The 20,487-nt window shown below is 58.8% G+C and carries 18 protein-coding genes and 1 tRNA gene; 12 read left to right on the top strand and 7 right to left on the bottom strand.

Translation table 11 applies throughout. The annotated features are described in order from the left end of the window. Positions 1-7: 7 nt before the first annotated feature. From AB3U87_RS03975 to AB3U87_RS03945, 7 genes are all read left to right on the top strand, one after another. The gene (locus AB3U87_RS03975; protein WP_253460234.1) at positions 8-859 is read left to right on the top strand and encodes an isochorismatase; all 852 of its coding nucleotides are present in this window, start codon (positions 8-10) and stop codon (positions 857-859) included. Then, entirely contained in the window at positions 856-1,608 is a 753-nt protein-coding gene (gene dhbA / locus AB3U87_RS03970) for a 2,3-dihydro-2,3-dihydroxybenzoate dehydrogenase (protein WP_253460237.1), read from the top strand. The genes AB3U87_RS03975 and dhbA overlap by 4 nt, the downstream gene beginning before the upstream one ends. Then, on the top strand, positions 1,608-2,030 hold the full coding sequence (locus tag AB3U87_RS03965; protein ID WP_253460240.1) for a hotdog fold thioesterase: 423 nt from the start codon (positions 1,608-1,610) through the stop codon (positions 2,028-2,030). The genes dhbA and AB3U87_RS03965 overlap by 1 nt, the downstream gene beginning before the upstream one ends. Positions 2,031-2,102: 72 nt before the next feature. Beyond that, complete coding sequence (gene yncE, locus AB3U87_RS03960; RefSeq protein ID WP_301251063.1) at positions 2,103-3,149, top strand: 7-bladed beta-propeller protein YncE; 1,047 nt, start codon at positions 2,103-2,105, stop codon at positions 3,147-3,149. 120 nt (positions 3,150-3,269) lie between these two features. Further along, positions 3,270-3,944, top strand: coding sequence for an antitoxin Xre/MbcA/ParS toxin-binding domain-containing protein (locus AB3U87_RS03955; protein ID WP_253460245.1), 675 nt, complete (start codon positions 3,270-3,272; stop codon positions 3,942-3,944). Further along, on the top strand, positions 3,937-4,602 hold the full coding sequence (locus AB3U87_RS03950; RefSeq protein WP_253460248.1) for an RES family NAD+ phosphorylase: 666 nt from the start codon (positions 3,937-3,939) through the stop codon (positions 4,600-4,602). The genes AB3U87_RS03955 and AB3U87_RS03950 overlap by 8 nt, the downstream gene beginning before the upstream one ends. 108 nt (positions 4,603-4,710) lie before the next feature. After that, positions 4,711-6,144: a glycoside hydrolase family 1 protein gene (locus AB3U87_RS03945; protein WP_394148457.1), complete on the top strand. Its 1,434-nt coding sequence runs from the start codon at positions 4,711-4,713 to the stop codon at positions 6,142-6,144. On the opposite strand, the gene uxuR is transcribed toward AB3U87_RS03945, so the two are convergent. Then, positions 6,137-6,925, bottom strand: a complete 789-nt coding sequence (gene uxuR / locus AB3U87_RS03940; protein WP_394148567.1) for a Uxu operon transcriptional regulator — start codon at positions 6,923-6,925, stop codon at positions 6,137-6,139. The genes AB3U87_RS03945 and uxuR overlap by 8 nt on opposite strands. Positions 6,926-7,156: 231 nt before the next feature. After that, a complete protein-coding gene (uxuA, locus tag AB3U87_RS03935; RefSeq protein ID WP_394148455.1) occupies positions 7,157-8,335 on the bottom strand; it encodes a mannonate dehydratase in 1,179 nt (392 codons plus the stop codon). A 398-nt stretch (positions 8,336-8,733) separates the two neighbouring features. On the opposite strand from uxuA, the gene AB3U87_RS03930 reads away from it, so the two are divergent. Both AB3U87_RS03930 and AB3U87_RS03925 read left to right on the top strand, forming a co-directional pair. Next, positions 8,734-10,035: an MFS transporter gene (locus tag AB3U87_RS03930; RefSeq protein WP_301251059.1), complete on the top strand. Its 1,302-nt coding sequence runs from the start codon at positions 8,734-8,736 to the stop codon at positions 10,033-10,035. 13 nt (positions 10,036-10,048) lie between these two features. Further along, positions 10,049-12,460, top strand: a complete 2,412-nt coding sequence (locus AB3U87_RS03925) for a glycoside hydrolase family 31 protein (protein ID WP_394148453.1) — start codon at positions 10,049-10,051, stop codon at positions 12,458-12,460. A gap of 64 nt (positions 12,461-12,524) precedes the next feature. Here the strand turns inward: AB3U87_RS03925 and AB3U87_RS03920 are convergent. Continuing rightward, positions 12,525-12,600: transfer RNA gene (locus AB3U87_RS03920), tRNA-Asn, on the bottom strand. 290 nt (positions 12,601-12,890) lie between these two features. Between AB3U87_RS03920 and AB3U87_RS03915 the strand changes: the two genes are divergently transcribed. Next, positions 12,891-14,030 (top strand): Gfo/Idh/MocA family protein, encoded by a 1,140-nt coding sequence (locus AB3U87_RS03915; RefSeq protein WP_394148451.1) that lies wholly within the window; start codon positions 12,891-12,893, stop codon positions 14,028-14,030. A 117-nt stretch (positions 14,031-14,147) separates the two neighbouring features. Here the strand turns inward: AB3U87_RS03915 and AB3U87_RS03910 are convergent, their stop codons facing one another. After that, a complete protein-coding gene (locus AB3U87_RS03910) occupies positions 14,148-15,602 on the bottom strand; it encodes an AMP nucleosidase (RefSeq protein ID WP_301251040.1) in 1,455 nt (484 codons plus the stop codon). A gap of 145 nt (positions 15,603-15,747) precedes the next feature. Here AB3U87_RS03910 and AB3U87_RS03905 point away from each other — a divergent pair, with 145 nt between their 5' ends. Both AB3U87_RS03905 and AB3U87_RS03900 read left to right on the top strand, forming a co-directional pair. Continuing rightward, positions 15,748-16,407 carry a nucleotidyltransferase family protein gene (locus AB3U87_RS03905; RefSeq protein WP_301251039.1) on the top strand — a complete coding sequence of 220 codons (660 nt, stop codon included), beginning with the start codon at positions 15,748-15,750 and terminating at the stop codon, positions 16,405-16,407. After that, positions 16,382-16,567, top strand: coding sequence for an XdhC family protein (locus AB3U87_RS03900; RefSeq protein ID WP_253460269.1), 186 nt, complete (start codon positions 16,382-16,384; stop codon positions 16,565-16,567). The genes AB3U87_RS03905 and AB3U87_RS03900 overlap by 26 nt, the downstream gene beginning before the upstream one ends. A 32-nt stretch (positions 16,568-16,599) precedes the next feature. On the opposite strand, the gene AB3U87_RS03895 is transcribed toward AB3U87_RS03900, so the two are convergent. Genes AB3U87_RS03895 through AB3U87_RS03885 form a run of 3 tightly spaced genes read right to left on the bottom strand, consistent with a single transcriptional unit; the run spans position 16,600 to position 20,365 of the window. After that, a complete protein-coding gene (locus AB3U87_RS03895; protein ID WP_394148449.1) occupies positions 16,600-18,882 on the bottom strand; it encodes a xanthine dehydrogenase family protein molybdopterin-binding subunit in 2,283 nt (760 codons plus the stop codon). Continuing rightward, a complete protein-coding gene (locus AB3U87_RS03890) occupies positions 18,879-19,877 on the bottom strand; it encodes an FAD binding domain-containing protein (RefSeq protein ID WP_253460275.1) in 999 nt (332 codons plus the stop codon). The genes AB3U87_RS03895 and AB3U87_RS03890 overlap by 4 nt, the downstream gene beginning before the upstream one ends. Next, complete coding sequence (locus AB3U87_RS03885; RefSeq protein WP_369895666.1) at positions 19,874-20,365, bottom strand: (2Fe-2S)-binding protein; 492 nt, start codon at positions 20,363-20,365, stop codon at positions 19,874-19,876. The genes AB3U87_RS03890 and AB3U87_RS03885 overlap by 4 nt, the downstream gene beginning before the upstream one ends. Positions 20,366-20,487: the final 122 nt, after the last annotated feature.

Raw genomic sequence — 20,487 nt, 5'->3', positions numbered from 1 at the left:
AGAAAAAATGACTATCCCTGCACTAAAAGCCTATGCGCTGCCTGCCGCCGCCGACCTGCCAGAAAACAAGGTCAAATGGACGTTTGAACCCGCCAGGGGCGCGCTGCTGATCCACGATATGCAGAACTATTTTATTAATTTCTGGGGCGAAGACTGCCCGATGATCAAACAGGTCATCAGCAATATCGCCGCGCTGCGTGAATACTGCCGCCAGAACGGCATTCCGGTTTACTACACGGCGCAGCCTAATCATCAAAGCGATAAAGACCGCGCGCTGCTGAACGATATGTGGGGGCCGGGGCTGAATAAACATCCGGAGCAGCAGAAAGTCGTAGCCGAACTGGCGCCGGAAGAGGGTGACGAAGTGCTGGTGAAATGGCGCTACAGCGCCTTCCATCGCTCGCCGCTGGAGCAGCACCTGAAAGAGACCGGCCGCGACCAGCTGATTATCTGCGGCGTGTACGCGCATATCGGCTGCCTGACCACCGCTATCGACGCCTTTATGCGGGATATCCAGCCCTTTATGGTGGCGGATGCGCTGGCTGACTTCAGCCGCGACGAGCACCTGATGGCGCTGAAATACACCGCCGGTCGCGCCGGGAAAGTGGTGCTGACGGAAGATCTGCTGCCGGTGCCGCTGAGCATGGCGCAGCTGCGCGCGCTGGTGCAGCCGATGCTGGATGAGGACGAAACGCCGGAAGAGGATGAGAACCTGATCGATTACGGCCTGGATTCGGTGCGCATGATGGCGCTGGCGGCGCGCTGGCGTAAAGTTTACGGCGATATCGATTTTGTGATGCTGGCGAAAGAGCCGACGCTGGCGGCCTGGTGGCGTCTGCTGTCGCGGGAGCGCGCATGAGCCTCGATTTTACCAATAAACATATCTGGGTAACCGGTGCCGGTAAAGGCATTGGCTATGCCACCGCGCTGGCCTTTCACGAGGCGGGCGCGACGGTAGTCGGGCTGGATCTCGCTTTCCCTCAGGCCGATTACCCGTTTCAGACCGTGGAGCTGAACGTAGCCGACGCGCAGCAGGTGAAAGCGGTATGCCAGCGGCTGCGGCCGGAAACGCCGCGACTGGACGTGCTGGTCAACGGCGCAGGCATTCTGCGGATGGGCGCGACGGATGAGCTGGACGTGGCGGACTGGGAAGCGGTGATGGCCGTCAACGTTGGCGGCGCGTTTAACCTATTCCAGCAGACCATGCCGTGGTTCCGCGAGCAGCGCGGCGGCGCTATCGTCACCGTGGCGTCGGACGCTGCGCACTGTCCGCGCATCGGCATGTCGGCCTACGGCGCGTCGAAAGCGGCGCTGCGCAGCCTCAGCCTGACGGTTGGCCTGGAGCTGGCCTCTTTCGGCGTGCGCTGCAACCTGGTGTCGCCAGGCTCGACCGATACCGATATGCAGCGCACGCTGTGGAAAAGCCCGGATGCCGAACAGCAGCGCATTCGCGGCTTCGCGGAGCAGTTTAAAGTCGGTATTCCGCTGGGCAAAATCGCCCGGCCAGAGGAGGTCGCCAGCACCATCCTGTTCCTTGCGTCCGATCAAGCCAGCCATATCACGATGCAGGATATTGTGATCGACGGTGGCAGCACGCTGGGGGCGTAATGACAAAATCTATCTGGAAGCGCCAGCTGAGTCTGGATGAGCTTAACCGCATGGGCGACGGATCGATGGTCGCCCATCTGGGCATGACCTTTACGCTGCTGGAAGAGGCCAGGCTGGAGGCGACCATGCCGGTCGATGCCCGTACGCAGCAGCCTTTTGGCCTGCTGCACGGCGGCGCGTCGGTCGCGCTGGCGGAAACGTTAGGATCGATGGCCGGCTTTTTGACCAGCCAGGAAGGGCAGTGCGTGGTCGGCACGGAGATTAACGCCAGCCACCATCGCGCCGTGACCGGCGGCCTGGTGCGCGGCGTGTGTCAGCCGCTGCATCTGGGCAGAAGCCAGCAGGTCTGGGAAATCGCTATCTATGACGACAGGGACAGGCGCTGCTGTACCGCAAGATTGACCACGGCGCTGCTGGGCTAATTTTTGGCCCGCCGCCGCAAGACAGCGCGTCGGGCCGCTTTACCTCTGATCATTCAGTTACATGGAGAGAATATGAACGCTACCTTCAGCCGTGGAAAAGGCTACCTGTTAACGCTGGCGCTGTTTGCCGCCGCGATCCCCGCCCACAGTGAAACCGCTGAACCGCTGCGCCAGCCCGTTGCCAAAGGCGCTTATGAAATGGCTTACAGCCCGTCGCAGCAGGCGCTGTATGTGGCAACCTCCGGCAGCCGCCAGCTGGATAAGGGCGGCGTGGTTTACCGCCTCGATCCGCAGACCCTGGCCATTACTCAGGCGATCCACAACGACCTCAAGCCCTTTGGTACGGCAATCAACAATAAAACCGACACGCTTTTTGTCGGCAACACGCTGGACAGCACGGTCACCGCGATCGATGTAAAAAGCGGTCAGGTAAAAGGACGTCTGGTGCTGGATGCGCGTCCGCGCAGCGAAAATTTCCGTCCGCTGGCGCCGCGTGAGCTGGCGGTAGATGAAAATACCAATACGGTTTATATCGGCGGCGTGGGCGAAGAGAGCCGCATCTGGGTGGTGGATGGCGATAAGCTGACGCTGCGCCATACGCTGGAGGGCTTAGGCAAGCACGCTACCGGCCTGACGCTGGACACCGCCGCGCACCGCCTTTACGCCACCGGCGGCGATAACGAACTCTTCACTTTCGACACCGCCAGCAACAGGCTGCTTGGCAAAGTGAAGCTGGCAGAGGGCGAGCACTTCTTTCTGAATATCAGCCTGGATCCGGCCACGCATCGCGCCTTTATCACCGACTCTAAGCAGCCTGAGCTGCTGGTGGTGAACACCGAAGACGGCAAGGTCATACAGAAGGTCGCCGTGCCAAAATCGCTGGCGGTGCTGTTTAATCCGCAGCGCAATGAAATTTATGTGACCCACCGTGAGGCGGGCGAAGTCAGCATTATTGACGGCAAAACCTATAAAGTTGTCAAAACCCTTAAGGCGCCGACCCATCCAAACAGCCTTGCGCTGTCGCCGGATGGTCAGACGTTGTATATCTCCGTTAAGCAGGCTTCTTCCCGCAAACAGGAAGCCGCCGCGCCTGACGAGGTGATGCGCGTCGCGCTGTAATCCGTTGCCCCGATCGCTGACGTCGGGGCTTTATCTTTACGTTTCCGTTCAAAAAGCGACCTTGTCAGTAATGATGGTTATGTTATATTGATCATAACTACCATCACCAAGGATAAAGCTATGAGCGCCATTCCGGTTTCTTCAGGTATCGCCACGCTGGTAGGCACTCCGAAAGAGATCCAGGCCCGTTTAAATAAGTCTCAGGCCGATCGCGTATTGGCCATGACCTTTGTTCATCAGCAGCCGGGCGTGGTCGAGACGTTAACGGAAAACATTATGAACATGACCGTTTCTTTGCTTGAGGTGCTGCGGGAGCGTCAGGAGCAGTCATCGCTGGAGCGGCTGGCGGAAATCATGTTGCCGTCGGCGCCGGTCTCGCCAACGCTGCTGAAAGAAGCCGCTATGCTGATCCAGGCCCGTAAGGCCGTACTGGAAAGCGGAGACTGGCTGACGGCGGCAGAAGTGGCCGGGCTGGCCGGGTTCAGCGCGCGCAACCCCAGCGCGCAGCCGCATAAGTGGAAAAAACAGCAGCAGATTTTTACCATTCAGCATCACGGTATTGATTACTATCCTGCCTGGGCTCTGGCGGCGGACACCGGGTTCCGGCCCTGTAAGGCGCTGGCGGAAATCATAAAAATCTTCACCGATAGCAAGGACGGTTGGGGAATGGCCTACTGGTTTCGGGCCGACAACAGCGCCCTGGGCGGCAGGCGTCCGCAGGATTTGCTGCTCAGCAGCCCGGAGCAGGTAATAGAAGCAGCGAAAGATGAGGTAGAAGGTGTTGAACATGGCTAGCTCTGCCGATGCTTTACTGCTTCCCGCTCCCACGGCAGAGCTTGCTGTTACCCTGACGCTCCTTAACGCCGGTGAAAAGCTACACCGTATCCATCTGGATAAATATCAAGCGACGCAGTTTAATCCGGGCCTTAAAGGCAACGCGCGATTCAGCCCCATTAAAGATGAGAAAGATCGCGCTATTCCCACGCTGTATGCCGGTACGACGTTTTCCTGCGCGCTGATGGAAACGCTGTTTCACGACGTTCCGCATACCGCCGGGTTCAAAAGCATGGACAAGGCAAAGTTTACCGGCCAGCAGCACTCGGTTATTGAGGTAACGGAAGCGCTGAGGCTGGTGGATTTACGCAGCCTGGCTTTACACAAGCTCGGCCTGAAGCGTAGCCAGCTAATCGATACCGAAAAAGATTGCTATCCGGCCACCCGAAAATGGGCCGAAGCTATTTATTGCCAGTGTCCGCAGGCGCAGGGATTGCTCTGGATATCCAGACAGGATGACGCGGCGCGCGCCATCGTGCTTTTTGGCGATCGCCTCGGCGTAAAAACGCTACGGCCCACGGGCGTTTCCCGTTCTCTGCTACAGGATCACGGCACCTGGTTTAAAGTGCTGGAGCTGGCAGAACGCATAGCGCTGACCATTGTGCCCGCACGGCATTAATCGGCTTCTTTCCTGTCTGCCATCCTGCTTTTGCTTTAAAATCGTCGCTGGTACAAATCTTGTCATCAATTGCCGTTAAAACTTGCCGTTTTAAAAAGGATGAATGCAATGAAAGAAAGATTTCCGCAAGGCTTTATGTGGGGCGGCGCGACCGCCGCGAATCAGGTAGAAGGCGCCTACAACGAGGATGGCAAAGGGCTTTCCATCGTGGACGCCATTCCCGGCGGCAAGTCCCGCCTGGCTATCGTTTCCTCGCCTGATTTTGATTTCACCCTGGACCCTTCCCGCTACACCTATCCCAACCATAAAGGCATCGATCACTATCACCGCTTCCGCGAGGATATCGCGCTGTTTAAGGAGATGGGTTTTAAGTGCTATCGCTTCTCCATTGCCTGGACCCGCATCTATCCAAACGGCGTTGAGAAGCAGCCCAACGAAGCGGGCCTGCGTCATTATGATGAGGTGATTGCTACCTGTCTTGCGCACGGCATCGAGCCGGTTATCACCCTTTCCCATTATGAAATGCCGCTGCATCTCGCCACCGAATTCGGCGGCTGGAAAAATCGTGAAGTCATTGAGCATTTTGAACGCTTTGCCCGGACGGTGCTGGAACGCTACGGCCAGAAAGTAAAGTACTGGATGACCTTTAACGAGATCAACAGCGCGGTACATTTCCCGATGATGAGCCAGAGCCTGACGGTAAAAACCGGCGCGCTGGATCCGCAGGCGAAGTTCCAGGCGTGGCATAACCAGTTTGTCGCCAGCAGCATGGCGGTGAAAATCGCGCACGAAACCAATCCCGCCATTCAGATTGGCTGCATGATTATCTACGCTACCGCCTATGCCTTTGACTGTAACCCGCTTAACCAGCTGGCCACGCTGAAAGAGATGCAGTCGTTTAACTTCTACTGCGCCGACGTGCAGGCAAAGGGCGACTACCCTTATTACGCCAAAAGCCTGTGGAAATCGCTGGGCGTGACGCTGGATATCCAGCCGGGCGACATGGCGTTAATCAAAGCGCATACCGTGGATTACATCGGCTTCAGCTACTACATGTCCACCACCATCAATAAAACTGCGGAAGCGGAGTCCGCTCAGGGCAATCTGCTGGGCGGCGCGCGCAACCCGTTCCTGGAGGCCAGCGACTGGGGCTGGGAAATCGATCCTGTCGGCCTGCGCATCGGGCTGAATCAGCTCTACGATCGCTACCAGAAGCCGCTGTTTATTGTCGAAAACGGCCTGGGCGCCATTGATAAGCCGGATGAAAACTTCCGGGTGGAAGACGACTACCGCATCAACTATCTGCGCCAGCATATTGAAGCGATGGCGGAAGCGATTGACGACGGCGTCGAGCTGATGGGCTATACGCCGTGGGGCTGCATCGACCTGGTCAGCATGTCCACCGGCGAAATGAGTAAGCGCTACGGCTTTATCTATGTCGATCTGGACGACACTATCTCCGGCACCGGCAACCGCTATAAGAAAAAATCGTTCTACTGGTATCAGAAGGTGATTGCCAGCAACGGCAGCGATCTCAGCTAAGATCGGCCTGGCCGTTGGCCGTATCCAGCGGCCAGGAATCAAACAGATAGCCGTCAAAATCGAGATCGTCCACGTCGGAGAACTGCAGCAGGCGGTGCTTTACGTTTTCCAGATGCTGCCACATGGCCAGCTTCGCCGCGCGGGCATCCTTTTTAATCAGCGCCACGAGGATCTTTTTATGATCGCTCAGCCACTCTTTACGGTAGTGGGTGTTATCGAGGTGGCGGTGTAGCTGGCTCCACATGGTATTGTTTTCGCGCCACTGCCAGGACTGCTTAAACAGTTCGACCAGCATACTGTTGTGCGTCGCCTGGGCTATCGCCAGATGAAAGTTCATGTCGCCGTTTTCGGTTTCATTGACCGCGCCGGAAGCCAGCTCCTGCTCCTCCAGCTCCAGCGCCTGGCGCATTTTGCGGATATCGTCGCGCGTGGCCTGGATGGCCGCGAACCCGGCGATATTGCTTTCCAGCAGCTGCCGCGCCTGCAGCATTTCAAACGGGCCGGCGTCGTTACAGGCGCTTTCCGCCGCCGCAGGCGCCTGCGGCGTAGCGCGATCGGCCAGTACGAAAATCCCCGCGCCGCGCCGGACTTCAACCAGTCTTTCCAGCTCCAGCATGATCAGCGCTTCTCGCACCAGAGTTCGGGTCACGTTCAGCTTTTCGGCGATTTCACGTTCAGGCGGCAGACGCTCGCCGACGGCGTAAGGCTTTTGCGCGATCAGCTTACGAAGCATTTCGCCGACTTCCTGGTAGGGCCGCTGTTGAGAGGGAGTTAATTTCATCATGTTCTTTTAAGTTGCTGGGCTGACCGGTGTTATCACCGCCGTGAGCGGCTGACTATAGCATATTGATGGCAGCGGGCGGGCCAGCTGTGGGCAGCAATTGACCAGGCCGGACGACAAAGACTACGGCGCGAAACAGCGCGCTGCATTGTTGATGCAAATAGCCCGCGCCATGCCGCCCGGCAGCCCATAAATCATTATCCTTAAACAATGATGCTCACTCAGCAGGCACTAAAAAAAGGCGCGATGAACTGCAAGCTCCACGCCACGCACTTCCGCCAGGCCTTTCAGGCGGCCAATCGCCGAATAGCCGGGGTTGGTTTGTTTGTGCAAATCGTCCAGCATCTGATGGCCATGATCGGGCCGCATCGGAATAAGATCTTCTTTGCCAGCCGTTTTACGCCGATGTTCCTCGTGGGCGATCGCTTTGACCACCGCATACATATCGACATCGCCCGCCAGGTGAGGGGCCTCGTGGAAGCTGGCGGGATTTTCTTCGCGTCGGGTGGCGCGCAGATGGGCAAAATAGATACGCGGGGCGAACTGTTCAAATATGGCGACCAGATCGTTATCGGCCCGCACGCCCAGCGACCCGGTACAGAAGGTAAAGCCGTTAGCCATGCTGCTGACCGTGTCGACCATCCACTGCCAGTCCTCAGCGTCAGAGACAATGCGCGGCAGACCGAGAATAGGGCGCGGCGGATCGTCCGGGTGCACCGCCATCCGCACGCCGACGGCTTCCGCTACCGGAATAATATGGCGTAAAAAGTGGCTGAAATTTTCGCGCAGCCGGGCTTTATCGATAGCGGCATAGCGCCGAAGCTGCGCGCGCAGCCGATCCAGGGTATAGCCTTCTTCCGCGCCCGGCAGTCCGGCAATAATATTACGCACCAGACGAGCCTTGCTTTCCTCGCTCATGGTTATAAACCGCTCTCTGGCCTCGGCAATCTCCCCGGCGCTGTAATCCTGTTCTGCACCGGGCCGCTGTAAAAGATGCAGATCGAAAACGGCAAAGGCGATCTGATCGAAACGCAGCGCCTTTGCCCCGTCAGGTAAAGTCCAGCCCAGATCGGTGCGCGTCCAGTCCAGCACGGGCATAAAGTTGTAGCAAACAGTAGTGATGCCGCACGCGGCCAGGTTGCGAAGCGTTTGCTGATAATTTTCTATCCACCGCTCGCACTGCCCGCTACGGGTTTTGATCTCTTCATGAACGGGGACGCTTTCCACCACTGACCAGACCAGCCCGGCAGCTTCGATCAGCGTCTTTCGCTCGCGGATCGCCTCTTGTGGCCACACCTCGCCGTTGGGAATAGCGTGCAGGGCGGTGACGATGCCCGTTGCGCCAGCCTGTCTCGCATCTGCCAGCGAGACGGGATCCTCGGGGCCATACCAGCGCCAGGTTTGTTCCATTTTCACCTCCATGCTCTTAGCTAAACGCGACGCGTGCCGCCACACGTTAACGGACAGCGCGGGCTGGCCGCACGGTGTCCCGCTCTGTTACGGGCAGAATTAGTTATCCGCATAAATAAGTCAACCAAAATGGATTATTTGGTTAACCTCATCACAAATATATTATCACCCTGGCGACCCTTGACAGGAACTGTGCTTCACTCCAGCTCGGATGCCAGTGCTGCTTTGCTGAAGTAAGTCCCTGCGGCAGCTTGCCCTTGCGGGCTGTGGGCGCATCTGAGCTGATGCTTTTACGGTATCAGATCGATTGATAATCAGGACGACCTCGCCTTTAATTGGTTGACCAGTATTGTGGCCAGGCGCAAAGCCAGGGCGGTGTCATTGAAAGGGAGAAGCAGATGAACCGCAGTTTAGAGCGACAAATAAGCGCAGCAGGCAGCAAACGTACCTTCCCCAATCTGCGATGGTGGGTGCTGATCCTGTTTTTAACCGGCGTCACGGTTAACTATATCACCCGCAATTCATTAGCTATTCTGGCACCCGAGCTGAAAACCAGCCTGGGCATCACGACGGAACACTATTCCTGGATCGTGGGCGCTTTTCAACTGGCCTACACCCTGTTTCAGCCGGTTTGCGGCTGGCTTATTGACGTTATCGGGCTGAAAATCGGTTTCCTGATTTGCGCCACCGTCTGGGCGTTGACCTGTTTGCTCCATGCTGGCGCAGGCGGCTGGCTACAGCTGGCGATCCTGCGTTTTGTTATGGGCGGCGCAGAGGCGGCGGCCACGCCCGCCAATGCCAAAGTACTGGGCGAGTGGTTTCCTAAAAAAGAGCGGCCGATTGCGGCCGGCTGGGCTGGCGTGGGCTTTTCCATCGGCGCGATGCTGGCGCCACCCATTATCTATTTTGCGCACGCCGCCTTCGGCTGGCAGGGCGCTTTTCTGTTTACCGGTTTTCTGGCGATGGCGTGGGTTGGATTATGGGCGCTTTTTTATCACAATCCGGCCGACCATCCCAATCTGAGCGCAAAAGAGCTGGCCCTTATCCAGCAGGATAATGAACCGCCCGCCGTGAAACAGAGCTTGTTTCGCGCGCTGCGTTCGGTAGGCAAAAACAAGCGATTCTACGGGATAGCCATTCCGGCCTTTATGGCCGAACCGGCCTGGGGCGTATTAAGTTTTTGGGTGCCGCTCTATCTGGCAAACGATCTGGGTATGGATTTAAAGCAGATCGCCTTATTCGCCTGGCTGCCGTTTCTGGCCGCCGATCTGGGCAGCATAGCCAGCGGCTATCTGACGCGCCTCTATACGCGCCTGTTTGGCTTTACGCAGGTCAACGGCGTGGTCGCCAGCTCGATCACCGGCGCGTTTCTGATGGTATCGCTGGCGCTGGTAGCCGTTACCAAAGATCCCTATATCGCGATTGCCTTGATTTCCGTGGGCGGCTTCGGGCATCAGATTATCTCCTGCATGCTGAGCGCGCTGGTGGTGGAAAAGTTCGATAAAGGCGAAATGGCAACCGTAAACGGCATGCGAGGCTCTTGCGCGTGGATCGCCAGCTTTCTCTTTTCTCTGCTCATTGGCCTGACGGCGGACAAAATCGGCTTCAATCCGCTGTTTATCGCGATGGGATTTTTCGATCTGATCGGCGCACTGTTTCTGATCGCTTTTATTGCTGAACGCCGCGCCGCACGCGCCTGAAGGGAAGATAACGATGAAAACGCTTAAGCACTGGAGCCTGAACGCCTCGGACAAAAATAGTATTGAGCTCAGGGTGGATAACCGCCATCTGCTGTGCCTGTCGGTACTGGAACAGGCGCTAATCCGGGTCACGCTCAAACGGCATGGGCAGTTTGCTTTGGAGCGTACCTGGAGCATTGCGCCGCAGGAGGATGTGCCCTGGGAAGGGCGGCCGCGTGAAAGCCTGGCGGGTTTCTCCCTGCCGGGCTACGCGCTGACGGAGCAGGATGACAGGCTGATTATCGCGACGGAGCAGCTGCGGGTGACGGTTCATCAGCCGCTGTGGCTGGAATGGCACTATCGGAATAGCGGCGGAGAGTGGGTGTTTCTGGCCAGCGATCGCCCCAGCGGCGCTTACCTGCTTAACGCTCATGGCGACGGCGTGGCGCACTATCAGCGGCGGATGAGCGACGATCGCTATTATGGGCTGGGAGAAAAAGCGGGCGATCTGCAACGTAACGGCAGGCGTTTTGAGATGCGCAATCTGGACGCTATGGGCTATAACGCCGCCTCGACCGATCCGCTTTATAAGCACGTGCCGTTTACGCTGACCCATCGGAGCGGGGCCAGTTTTGGGCTGTTTTACGACAACCTGAGCAGCAGCTGGTTTGATTTGGGGAACGAGCTGGATAATTATCATGCGCCCTATCGGCGCTGGCAGGCGGAAAGCGGCGATATCGATTACTACTTTTTTGCCGCCGCGCGGCTGGTCGACGTCACTAAAGCTTTTGTCCGGCTGACCGGAAAAACCTGCTTCGGGCCGAAATGGAGCCTGGGCTACAGCGGCTCTACCATGCACTACACGGACGCGCCGGATGCGCAGGCCCAGCTGTTAAATTTTATCCGGCTGTGCCAACAGCATGCGATCCCCTGCGACTCTTTCCAGCTCTCTTCCGGCTATACCTCGATTAACAACAAGCGCTATGTCTTTCACTGGAATCATGACAAGGTGCCGCAGCCGGAAGCGATGACCGGGGCTTTTCACCGGGCAGGCCTGCGGCTGGCGGCCAATATCAAACCCTGTCTGCTACAGGATCACCCTCGCTATCAGGAGGTGGCGGAAAAGGGCTTCTTTATTCGTGATTCAGAAAGCGACGCGCCGGAACGCTCCGTGTTCTGGGACGATGAAGGTTCCCACCTCGATTTCACGCATCCTGGCGCCATCGCCTGGTGGCAGGAAAATCTTACCGGTCAGCTGCTGGCAAAAGGCATTGATGCCAGCTGGAACGACAACAATGAATATGAAATCTGGGATGGCGAGGCGCGTTGTTACGGCTTTGGAAAAGCGATAGCCATTAAACATCTTCGTCCGGTCATGCCGCTGTTAATGATGCGGGCCTCAATGGAGGCGCAGCAGCGCTTCGCGCCGGATCAACGGCCTTTTCTGATCTCTCGTTCGGGCTGCGCCGGGATGCAGCGCTATGTGCAGACCTGGAGCGGCGATAACCGCACCAGCTGGCAGTCGCTTCGTTACAACATCCGAATGGGCCTGGGGATGAGCCTTTCCGGCCTGTATAACGTGGGGCATGACGTGGGCGGTTTCGCTGGCGACAGGCCCGACGCGGAACTCTTTGTGCGCTGGGTGCAAAACGGCGTGATGCATCCTCGGTTTACAATTCACTCCTGGAACGATGACGGCACCGTCAACGAACCCTGGATGTATCCGGCCGTCACGCCAGCCGTGCGTGAAGCCATCGCCTTGCGTTATCGCCTGCTGCCTTATCTCTACACGTTGCTCTGGCAGGCTTATAGCGAAGACGAGCCAATGCTGCGGCCGACCTTCCTCGACCATGAGCATGATGCGCAGACCTTTGCGGAATGCGACGAGTTTATGCTGGGTCGCGACCTGCTGGTGGCCAGCGTGGTAGAGCCGGGGCAGCGCGAGCGGCGCCTGTGGCTGCCGGATAACCCGAACGGCTGGTACGACTTTTACACGCACCAGTGGTACAGCGGCGGCCAGTGGATCACGCTCGCCGCGCCGCTGGAAAAGCTGCCGCTGCTGGTACGTGCCGGAGCGGGGCTGCCGATAAGCGAGCGTTTACAGCATGTTGACGCCCGCGCCGACGATCGCCGTGAGCTGCTTCTGTTTCCGCTCAGAGGGATCGGCACTGCCAACGGCTGCCTTTTTGAAGATGATGGCGAATCATGGGGTTATAAAGAAGGCCGGGCGCTGTTGCTGCACTGGGAGATGCGCTGCGAGGCGGATGCTGTACGGGTAAGCTTTTCCCGCCAGGGACAGTTTAAACCGGCATGGCGGCGGCTGGCTGTCTCGCTGCCCGCAGGCGAACGCCGCCGCCTGTTTATTAATGAGGTTGAACAGGCCGATGGGGGCGGAATAGCGGTGGCTGATATAGCGCAAGAGGCGTGGCAGGGGCCGGCGCGCTAACCGGCGCTGGCCCGGCAAAAAGCAAAAATCCCGCTCAGGTAACCCTGAGCGGGCTTTTCAAATCTGGCTCCTCTGACTGGACTCGAACCAGTGACATACGGATTAACAGTCCGCCGTTCTACCGACTGAACTACAGAGGAATTGTTGGAACGGGGCGCATAATATCTATAGCGATTTGCGATGTCAAAGCCTGTTTGCACTTTTTTCGCTGACTGCTGCATTAATCGGCAATTAAGCGGCGGGCATCGCCCGACGCGAAAAACGCCGTCGGCCAGGCTTTGCGTAGCGCCTCGCAATCCGTGAATGTAACCGCTGAATAACGCAGCAATTTTCGTCAGCATGATCACGTTTATTTCATTTTCACATTGTTCAGACGGATTTTGAAATATACATTCCATCGACGCGCCTCGTTCACCCGTAAGGAACCCCAATGAAAAAGGTCAGGATAGGTTTGATCGGCACCGGCTATATCGGACGCTGCCACGCGATTGCTTATGCGCAGGCGGCCACCGTCTTTGCGCTGAAAGGCGAGATCGTGCGCGAGATGGTGGCGGAGGTCAGCCCGGCGGTCGCCAAAGCGCAGGCCGCAGCGCTGGGTTTTGCCCGCTGGACAGGGGACTGGCGCGAGCTGGCGGCAGACCCGGCGATCGACGTGGTGGATATCTGCGCGCCCAATTTTCTGCACAAAGAAATGGCGCTGGAGGCTATCCGCCACGGCAAGCATGTCTATTCTGAAAAGCCGCTGGCGCTGAGCGTGGCGGATGCCGAGGAGATGACGCGGGCCGCCGCGCAGGCCGGGGTGAAAACGCTGGTGGGCTTTAATTATATGAAAAACCCTACCAGCCAGCTGGCGAAAGAGATTATCGCCAGCGGCGAGATAGGCGAGGTGGTGCATTTTTACGGCACGCATAATGAAGATTATCTCGCCAGCCCGCAGGCACCGCTGGACTGGCACTGTCAGAAGGCGCTGGCCGGGCTGGGCGCGCTTGGCGACCTGGGCGCGCATATCGTTAATATGGCGCATTATCTGGCAGGCGAAATCCGCGAGGTTTCTGGCGATATGCAGACGGTGATCGGGCAACGTCCCGATGCAAAAAATCCCGCCGTGCTGCGCGAGGTAGAAAACGAAGATCAGGCCAGCGCGCTGCTGCGCTTTGCCAACGGCGCGCACGGCGTGATTGAAACGTCGCGTATCGCCTGCGGCAGCAAAATGGGGCTGACCTACGTGGTGACCGGCACGAAAGGAGCGATCCGCTACAGCCAGGAGAGAATGGCGGAACTGGCGCTTTATCAGCATGAGGACGCCGCCGGACGACAGGGGTTTAAAACCATTCTGACCGGCCCGGCGCATCCTGATTATGCTGCCTTTTGCATTTCTGCCGGACACGGCATCGGCTTTAACGATCAAAAAACGGTGGAAATCCGGGATCTAATCAACGGTATCGCGGCGGGCGATCCGATGTGGCCAGACTTTGCCGAAGGGCTACAGGTATCGAAAGTGCTGGAGGCGATAGCCGTTTCTGCGCTGGAGCGTCGCTGGATCGAGGTGCAGGGCACGTCCCGGTTTTAATGCGGCGTTTTTATGCTTTTTCGCCGGAGATAAGAATGACCACTTTAGCGATACCAGCTGCTGGCTTTGGCGACATCAGTCTCTGACAGGCGGAGGCTTCTACCTCCGCCCTGTTGCTCAGCGGAACGGCGGCTCGTTAAAGGTGCGAAGCTTACGCGAATGCAGCTTATCGCCCTCCGCGCGCAGCAGATCTATCGCGCAGATGCCAATCTGTAGATGTTCAGAGATCGCGCCTTCGTAAAAACGGTTAGCCTGGCCGGGCAGCTTGATCTCACCGTGGATCGGCTTATCGGAGACGCAGAGCAGCGTGCCGTAAGGCACTCGAAAGCGATAGCCCTGGGCCGCGATGGTGGCGCTTTCCATATCCACCGCTACCGCGCGGCTGAGGTTAAACCGCAGAGCGGAGGCGGAATAGCGCAGCTCCCAGTTGCGATCGTCCGTCGTCACCACCGTGCCGGTACGCAGGCGCTGTTTAACTTCTTCGCCCGGCATGCCGCTAACCTGTTTGGTGGCGTCAAACAGGGCGCGCTGCACTTCGGCAATGCTCGGTACCGGAATATCGGGCGGCAGTACCGCGTCCAGCACGTGATCGTCGCGCAGGTAAGCGTGAGCCAGAACGTAGTCGCCAATCGTCTGGCTTTCACGCAGGCCGCCGCAGTGGCCAATCATCAGCCAGGCATGCGGACGCAGCACCGCCAGATGATCGCAGATGGTTTTCGCATTGGAGGGGCCAACACCGATATTAATCAGCGTAATGCCCTGGCCCTCTTTGGCAATTAAATGCCAGGCCGGCATTTGGTGGTTTTTCCACGCCAGGCCGGAAATAGTGGTCTGGGGATCCGGCGTTTCGGCAGTCACGCAGATATTGCCCGCGCAGGAAAGCGCTTCGTAAGGCGAATCCGGATCTGCTATCTGCTCGCAGCTCCAGCGCACGAATTCGTCAACGTAGCGGGTGTAGTTGGTAAACAGCACCCACGACTGAAAATGCTCGACCGGCGTGCCGGTATAGTGACGCAGTCGCGCCAGTGAAAAGTCGGTGCGCAGCGCGTCAAAATGCGACAAAGGGAACTTTTCGCCCGGCTGGTAAAGGCCGTCCGCGTTCTCATCGCCAATTTGCGCCAGCTCGGTAGTCGGAAAATGCTGCGCCAGCCCGGCGCTCATGCTGCGATCCAGCCCCAGGTTGGAGCCGTCGATAACGTAAGGGAAAGGGATCTCCTGCTGCGAAGGCCTGACTTCCAGCGTTACCGGATACTCGCTGCAAAGCATGGAAAGCTGTTCGGAAAGATAGTGGCGAAACAGCGCGGGGCGGGTGATGGTGGTGGCATAGCTGCCGGGGCGGGTAAAACGGCCAAAGGCGCGCGACAGCTTGTGGCCCGCCGCATCACCCTGCCAGCTGACGCGCAGCTCCGGGTAAACAAACAGGCCGGCGGCGCGGCTGGCCGCATCCGGCAAGGTGCCTTCGCTGACATAGGTGGTAATCGCCTGGCGCAGCGCGCTGACCGCTGCTTCGTACAGGGCATCCAGCTTATCCAGCGCCTCGTCTACGGTTAATCCTGATGGTGGCCGCGTCATAAGTCTCTCCTGGGCGGTTATTGTTTTCTTAACAGCATGTTAGCTGAAATAAAGCGTGCGCGCTCAGGCGCAGTCTGAATTCATCCCCACAGGGGATAATTTGCGCTACGCTGGTAGCCCCGAACGTTAATAAGGGGAATGGGATATGGATAAGCATGAGCACAGGGAAAAAACGATCGGCGTTCTGGTTATCGCGGCCGGTCAGGGACAGCGGTTTACCGAAGCGGGTGGCGCAACCGATAAGCTCCAGGCGGCGTTCGCCGATGCGTCAGGGCAGGTAAAATCGGTGTTTGTTCACAGCTGCCAGGCGGCGCAGCAGAGCGGCCTGCCGGTATGCGTGGTGACGCGGCCCGCGCAGCAGGCCATCCGGGACTACTGCGAGCAGCAGGGCATTCCGACGGTGCTGGTGGAAAATACCCGCATGGGCGAATCGATCGCCGCCGGCGTTCGCCAGACGGCGGCATGGGACGGCTGGCTGATCCATCTGGCCGATATGCCCTTTATTTCTGCGGCCACGCTGCGGCTGGTAGCCAGTAAAGTGGTTGAGGAGGGGATCGTGCGTCCCGTTTTTCGCGCCAGTCCGGGGCATCCGGTGGGGTTTGGCCGCTGCGCTTTCAGGGCGCTCAGCGCCTTGACCGATGAGCAGGGCGCACGCAGCCTGCTGGTGCAGTTTCCCCTGTATACGATTGAGCTACAGGATGCGTCAATTTTGCAGGATATCGATCTGCCTTCACAGCTGCCAGCAGGAGAGAGCCCTGCTGTCGCTCAACGATCGGGTTATGCGCCAGGCGCTGAGCTGGACTAAAGATCGGCCCGTCTGGCTCTGTATCGTCATCAAAACCTGGGGATCGTCGCCTTGGGCAGTGGGATCGCTGCCGATCGTTGACGGGGGCGGTGCGGTTTGCGCCGGTAGGGCTGGCGATCGGCAGCAAAACGCCAGCCGAAACAGCGCTGGCGCCGCATAAAAATCGCGGGCCGTTTGCCAGCCCGCCTGCGGTTATAACAGCTTGTCCTGAGTGATGGGTAAATCGCGGATGCGTTTGCCGGTGGCGTGCCAGACCGCATTGGATATGGCGGCCGCCACGCCGACGATCCCCAGCTCGCCGACCGCTTTGCCGCCCAGCACGGTAGCCAGGTAATCCGGCTTGCCAACGTCAATCGTGGTCAGTTCAGGGATATCCGCGTTGACCGCTATCAGATAGTCGGCCAGGTTGGCGTTGGCTATCCAGCCGTCGCGATCGTCTATCTGTCCCTGCTCCAGCAGCGCCTGGCCAATGCCCATTACCATGCCGCCAATCCACTGGCTTTCTGCCAGCTTAGGATTGTAAACCCGGCCGGAATCAAAGGCGCCGACCATCCTTTTGACCCGCACCGTGCCGAAGTCTTCATCTACCGCGACTTCGACAAAGATAGCGCTCCAGCTGTGAGCCGACACGCCGCCATCGGTAGGCGGCAGCATCATAGTGGAAGTACGATCCGCTTTGTTGCGATCTTCCTCGCTGGCGGTTTTATCGAAAGTGTCCTGATGCGCTACCAGCTTTTCGCGGCCGCTAAGCTTCAGCAGCTCGGCAAAGCTAATCCGTAATCCCGGGCTGTTGCTCAGCCAGAGATAACCGTCGGCCAGCGAGAGAGCGGAAGGCGGCTGCTGCCACAGCGGCGATTTCTCCGTGGCAGTCGCCAGCGTTATCAGCATATCGCGCAGCGCCTGCGCGGTCTTATGCACCGCGCCAGTCAGCAAATTCGCCAGCTGCGAACCGCCCGCAACCGGCGCACGGGGCAGCAGCGTATCGCCAAGCGACACGGTGATGCTTTCCGGCGCAACCAGCAGCACGTCCGCCGCCGTCTGCGCCAGAATAGTGTAGGTGCCCGTGCCGATATCCACCCCGCTGCTCTGCACCTCAATACTGCCGTCAGCGGACAAAACAATCTGCGCCTCGCCGGGCGTACGGCGTACCGGATAGGTACCGGAAGCCATTCCCCAACCGATCAGCTGGCGGCCTTCGCGCAGGCTGCGCGGCTCAAGAGGACGTTTACTCCAGCCAAATGCGTCGGCGCCCTGTTGATAAGCCTCGCGCAGCTGGCGAGAGCTCCAGGGGATCCTGGCCTGCGGATCCTGCTCCGCATAGTTTTTCAGGCGCAGCGCCAGCGGATCCATTTTTAGCGCCCACGCCAGCTCGTCCATTGCCACTTCCAGCGCAAAGGCGCTCGGGTTTTCGCCCGGCGCGCGCATCCAGCTTGGATTGACGGTATTCAGGTGGATCAGCTTGTGGTGCGATAAAAAGTTTGGCGAGGCGTACATCAGCGCCGTTACGGAATTACAAGGCTCCTTGTGCACATCGTTCAGCGCGGTTTCGTTCCAGCTGTCGTGCACGATAGCCTGTAACAGCCCGTCACGGTTGGCGCCCAGCGCCAGCTGCTGATGCGTGCGCGGCCTGCCGCCGAAAGCGGTAAAGGTCTGCGGCCGGGTCAGCGCCAGTTTAATCGGCCGGTTAAGCTCGCGCGAGGCCACGCAGGCCAGCGCGCTATGCGGCTGTATCCCGCCTTTGCAACCGAAGCCGCCGCCGACAAAGGGTGAAATCACGCGCACCTTGTCGTGATCTATCGCCAGCCATTCCGATACTACCTGACGCGCGCCGCCCGGCCACTGGCTCGGTTCCCACAGCGTCAGGCTGCCGTTTTGCCAGTGCGCGATACAGCCGTGCGGCTCAATGGGCGAGTTATATTCTCTGGGCGTGGTATAGATGCCGCCTACCTGCACCTCCGCCTGGGCCAGCGCGGGGATGGCGTCGCCCCAGTCAATCGTTAACGCATCCACCGTTTCTGGTTTAGCGTTGGGGTGGGTCGGATGCACCACAGGCGGCTGTTGTTCATACTCCGTCTCGATTAGCGCGGCGGCCTCGGTGGCCTGCTCCAGCGTTTCGGCCACGACCAGCGCAATATGCTGACCGTTCCACAAAACCTTATCGTCCTGCAACGGCAGAAAAGCCTGCGCCGCCGCGCCGCCTTCGCCAAAGGTTTTGGCTGAATGAATGGTTAATCCGCTTTCGTGGTTATACACCGCCAACACGCCGGGCGACTGGCGCGCTCGCTCGGTATGCATCGCGGTAATACGTCCATAGGCGATAGTTGACTGAACCACTACCGCGTAAGCGAGATTATCCAGCGATTTTTCGACAGCGTAGGTCGCCAGCCCCTGAATTTTCAGCCTGCCGTCGGCGCGATCCAGCGGGCTGCCTAAAGCCTGCTGACGACCGATCGATGACGTTTCGAGCGTGCTCATACCAGACCTCCCACGGTCATCAAAGCCCTGGCGATAACGCGAGGCGCAAGAATAATTTTGTGTCCGTTATGCTGGCGGGCAATGGCGCCTTCCGTCACTTTTTCCGCCGCTTTGCGCAGCGTTTTCTCCTCCAGCCGCTGGCCTTTCAGCGCCTGCTCTACCTGGTAAGCGCGCCAGGGTTTGGTTGCCACGCCGCCCAGCGCGACGCGTACCTCTTTGATGGTCAGGTTATCTTCTTCCATCTCCAGCCCTACGGCCGCGCTGGCAGCGGCGAATTCGTAGGAGCTACGATCGCGCACTTTAAGGTAGTGCGAGCGGGCCAGCGCGGCGCTACGCGGCACCGTCAGGCTGACGATCATCTCGCCAGGCGCGAGCTGGTGTTCAAGATCGGGACGATCGGACGGCAGGCGGAAAAAATCGGTAACGGGAACGGAACGCAATTCGCCCGCGCTGTTTTGCAGGTTCAGCACCGCGTCGAAAGCGGTCAGCGCCACCGCAAAATCGCCGGGATAGAGCGCGATGCAGCTGTCGCTGGTGCCCAGCACCGCATGATTATGATTCAGGCCGTTCAGCGCGGCGCAGCCGGAACCGGGGTTGCGCTTGTTGCAGGCGGACCAGGCCAGCGGATCGCGAAAATAGCTGCAGCGGGTGCGCTGTAGGATATTGCCGCCCAGCGAGGCCATATTGCGCAGCTGCGCCGAGGCGGCGAGCGAAAGGCTTTCCGCCAGCGCGGGCGCAAAAGTTTTTACCGTTTTGCTGTCGGCTGCCTGGCTCATCTTTACCAGGGTGCCGAGCGTCAGCTCACCGTCGCTGAGCGTAATATCATGCAGATCCTGCAAATGCGTAATATCCACCAGCGTGGCGGGACGCTCGACGCCGCACTTCATCAGATCCAGCTGCGTCGTGCCGCCGGCGAGAATACGCGCCTCTGGCTGGCTGGCCAGCGTCGTGGCCTGGCTGACGTCGGTCGCGCGTTGATAGTTGAACGATCTCATGATATGGCCTCCTGGCTCAGGCTGGCCGCCGCGTCCTTCACGGCTTTGACGATATTGGGATAGGCGCCGCAGCGGCATAAATTCCCGCTCATATATTCGCGGATTTCGTCATCGGAACGGGCATGGCCTTCTTTGATGCAGGCGACGGCCGACATGATTTGGCCGGAGGTACAATAACCGCACTGGAAGGCATCGTGGCGCAGGAAAGCGGCCTGCACCGCATGCAGCGTCCCGTCCGGCGCGGCCAGACCTTCAATGGTGGTAATATCTCTGCCCGCCGCCTGGGCCGCCAGCGTCAGGCAGCTCAGCACGCGTTCGCCGTCGATATGCACGGTACAGGCGCCGCACTGCCCCTGGTCGCAGCCCTTTTTCGAGCCGGTTAAACCAATGTGCTCCCGCAGCGCATCCAGCAGGGTAGTGCGCGGATCGACCATCAGCTGACAGCTTTCACCGTTGACGGTGAGCTGCAAAGGATAAAGTTGAGTCATTGTCGTCTCCAGATTGGGGAGGTCACTGACAGTGTGCGCAGCGCTTACTCATGTCGACACTGCCTCATTGCTCTGAATACAGGCAAGCCTGAAAAGGTGAATGCGATCGCTCTTCTCAGAGG

This window comes from Erwinia plantamica (assembly GCF_043420595.1).
Classification (GTDB): Bacteria; Pseudomonadota; Gammaproteobacteria; order Enterobacterales; family Enterobacteriaceae; genus Erwinia; species Erwinia aeris.
This window is presented reverse-complemented; position numbering and strand designations above follow the sequence as displayed.

Excerpts from the sequence above, each read along its gene's own strand:
- AB3U87_RS03950 (WP_253460248.1), top strand. The coding sequence starts at position 3,937 with ATGGCTAGCTCTGCCGATGCTTTACTGCTTCCCGCTCCCACGGCAGAG.
- AB3U87_RS03915 (WP_394148451.1), top strand. The coding sequence starts at position 12,891 with ATGAAAAAGGTCAGGATAGGTTTGATCGGCACCGGCTATATCGGACGC.
- AB3U87_RS03945 (WP_394148457.1), top strand. The coding sequence starts at position 4,711 with ATGAAAGAAAGATTTCCGCAAGGCTTTATGTGGGGCGGCGCGACCGCC.
- AB3U87_RS03975 (WP_253460234.1), top strand. The coding sequence starts at position 8 with ATGACTATCCCTGCACTAAAAGCCTATGCGCTGCCTGCCGCCGCCGAC.
- dhbA (WP_253460237.1), top strand. The coding sequence starts at position 856 with ATGAGCCTCGATTTTACCAATAAACATATCTGGGTAACCGGTGCCGGT.
- AB3U87_RS03925 (WP_394148453.1), top strand. The coding sequence starts at position 10,049 with ATGAAAACGCTTAAGCACTGGAGCCTGAACGCCTCGGACAAAAATAGT.
- uxuR (WP_394148567.1), bottom strand. The coding sequence starts at position 6,925 with ATGAAATTAACTCCCTCTCAACAGCGGCCCTACCAGGAAGTCGGCGAA.
- uxuA (WP_394148455.1), bottom strand. The coding sequence starts at position 8,335 with ATGGAACAAACCTGGCGCTGGTATGGCCCCGAGGATCCCGTCTCGCTG.
- AB3U87_RS03955 (WP_253460245.1), top strand. The coding sequence starts at position 3,270 with ATGAGCGCCATTCCGGTTTCTTCAGGTATCGCCACGCTGGTAGGCACT.
- yncE (WP_301251063.1), top strand. The coding sequence starts at position 2,103 with ATGAACGCTACCTTCAGCCGTGGAAAAGGCTACCTGTTAACGCTGGCG.
- AB3U87_RS03890 (WP_253460275.1), bottom strand. The coding sequence starts at position 19,877 with ATGAGATCGTTCAACTATCAACGCGCGACCGACGTCAGCCAGGCCACG.
- AB3U87_RS03885 (WP_369895666.1), bottom strand. The coding sequence starts at position 20,365 with ATGACTCAACTTTATCCTTTGCAGCTCACCGTCAACGGTGAAAGCTGT.
- AB3U87_RS03900 (WP_253460269.1), top strand. The coding sequence starts at position 16,382 with ATGCGCCAGGCGCTGAGCTGGACTAAAGATCGGCCCGTCTGGCTCTGT.
- AB3U87_RS03895 (WP_394148449.1), bottom strand. The coding sequence starts at position 18,882 with ATGAGCACGCTCGAAACGTCATCGATCGGTCGTCAGCAGGCTTTAGGC.
- AB3U87_RS03910 (WP_301251040.1), bottom strand. The coding sequence starts at position 15,602 with ATGACGCGGCCACCATCAGGATTAACCGTAGACGAGGCGCTGGATAAG.
- AB3U87_RS03930 (WP_301251059.1), top strand. The coding sequence starts at position 8,734 with ATGAACCGCAGTTTAGAGCGACAAATAAGCGCAGCAGGCAGCAAACGT.
- AB3U87_RS03905 (WP_301251039.1), top strand. The coding sequence starts at position 15,748 with ATGGATAAGCATGAGCACAGGGAAAAAACGATCGGCGTTCTGGTTATC.
- AB3U87_RS03965 (WP_253460240.1), top strand. The coding sequence starts at position 1,608 with ATGACAAAATCTATCTGGAAGCGCCAGCTGAGTCTGGATGAGCTTAAC.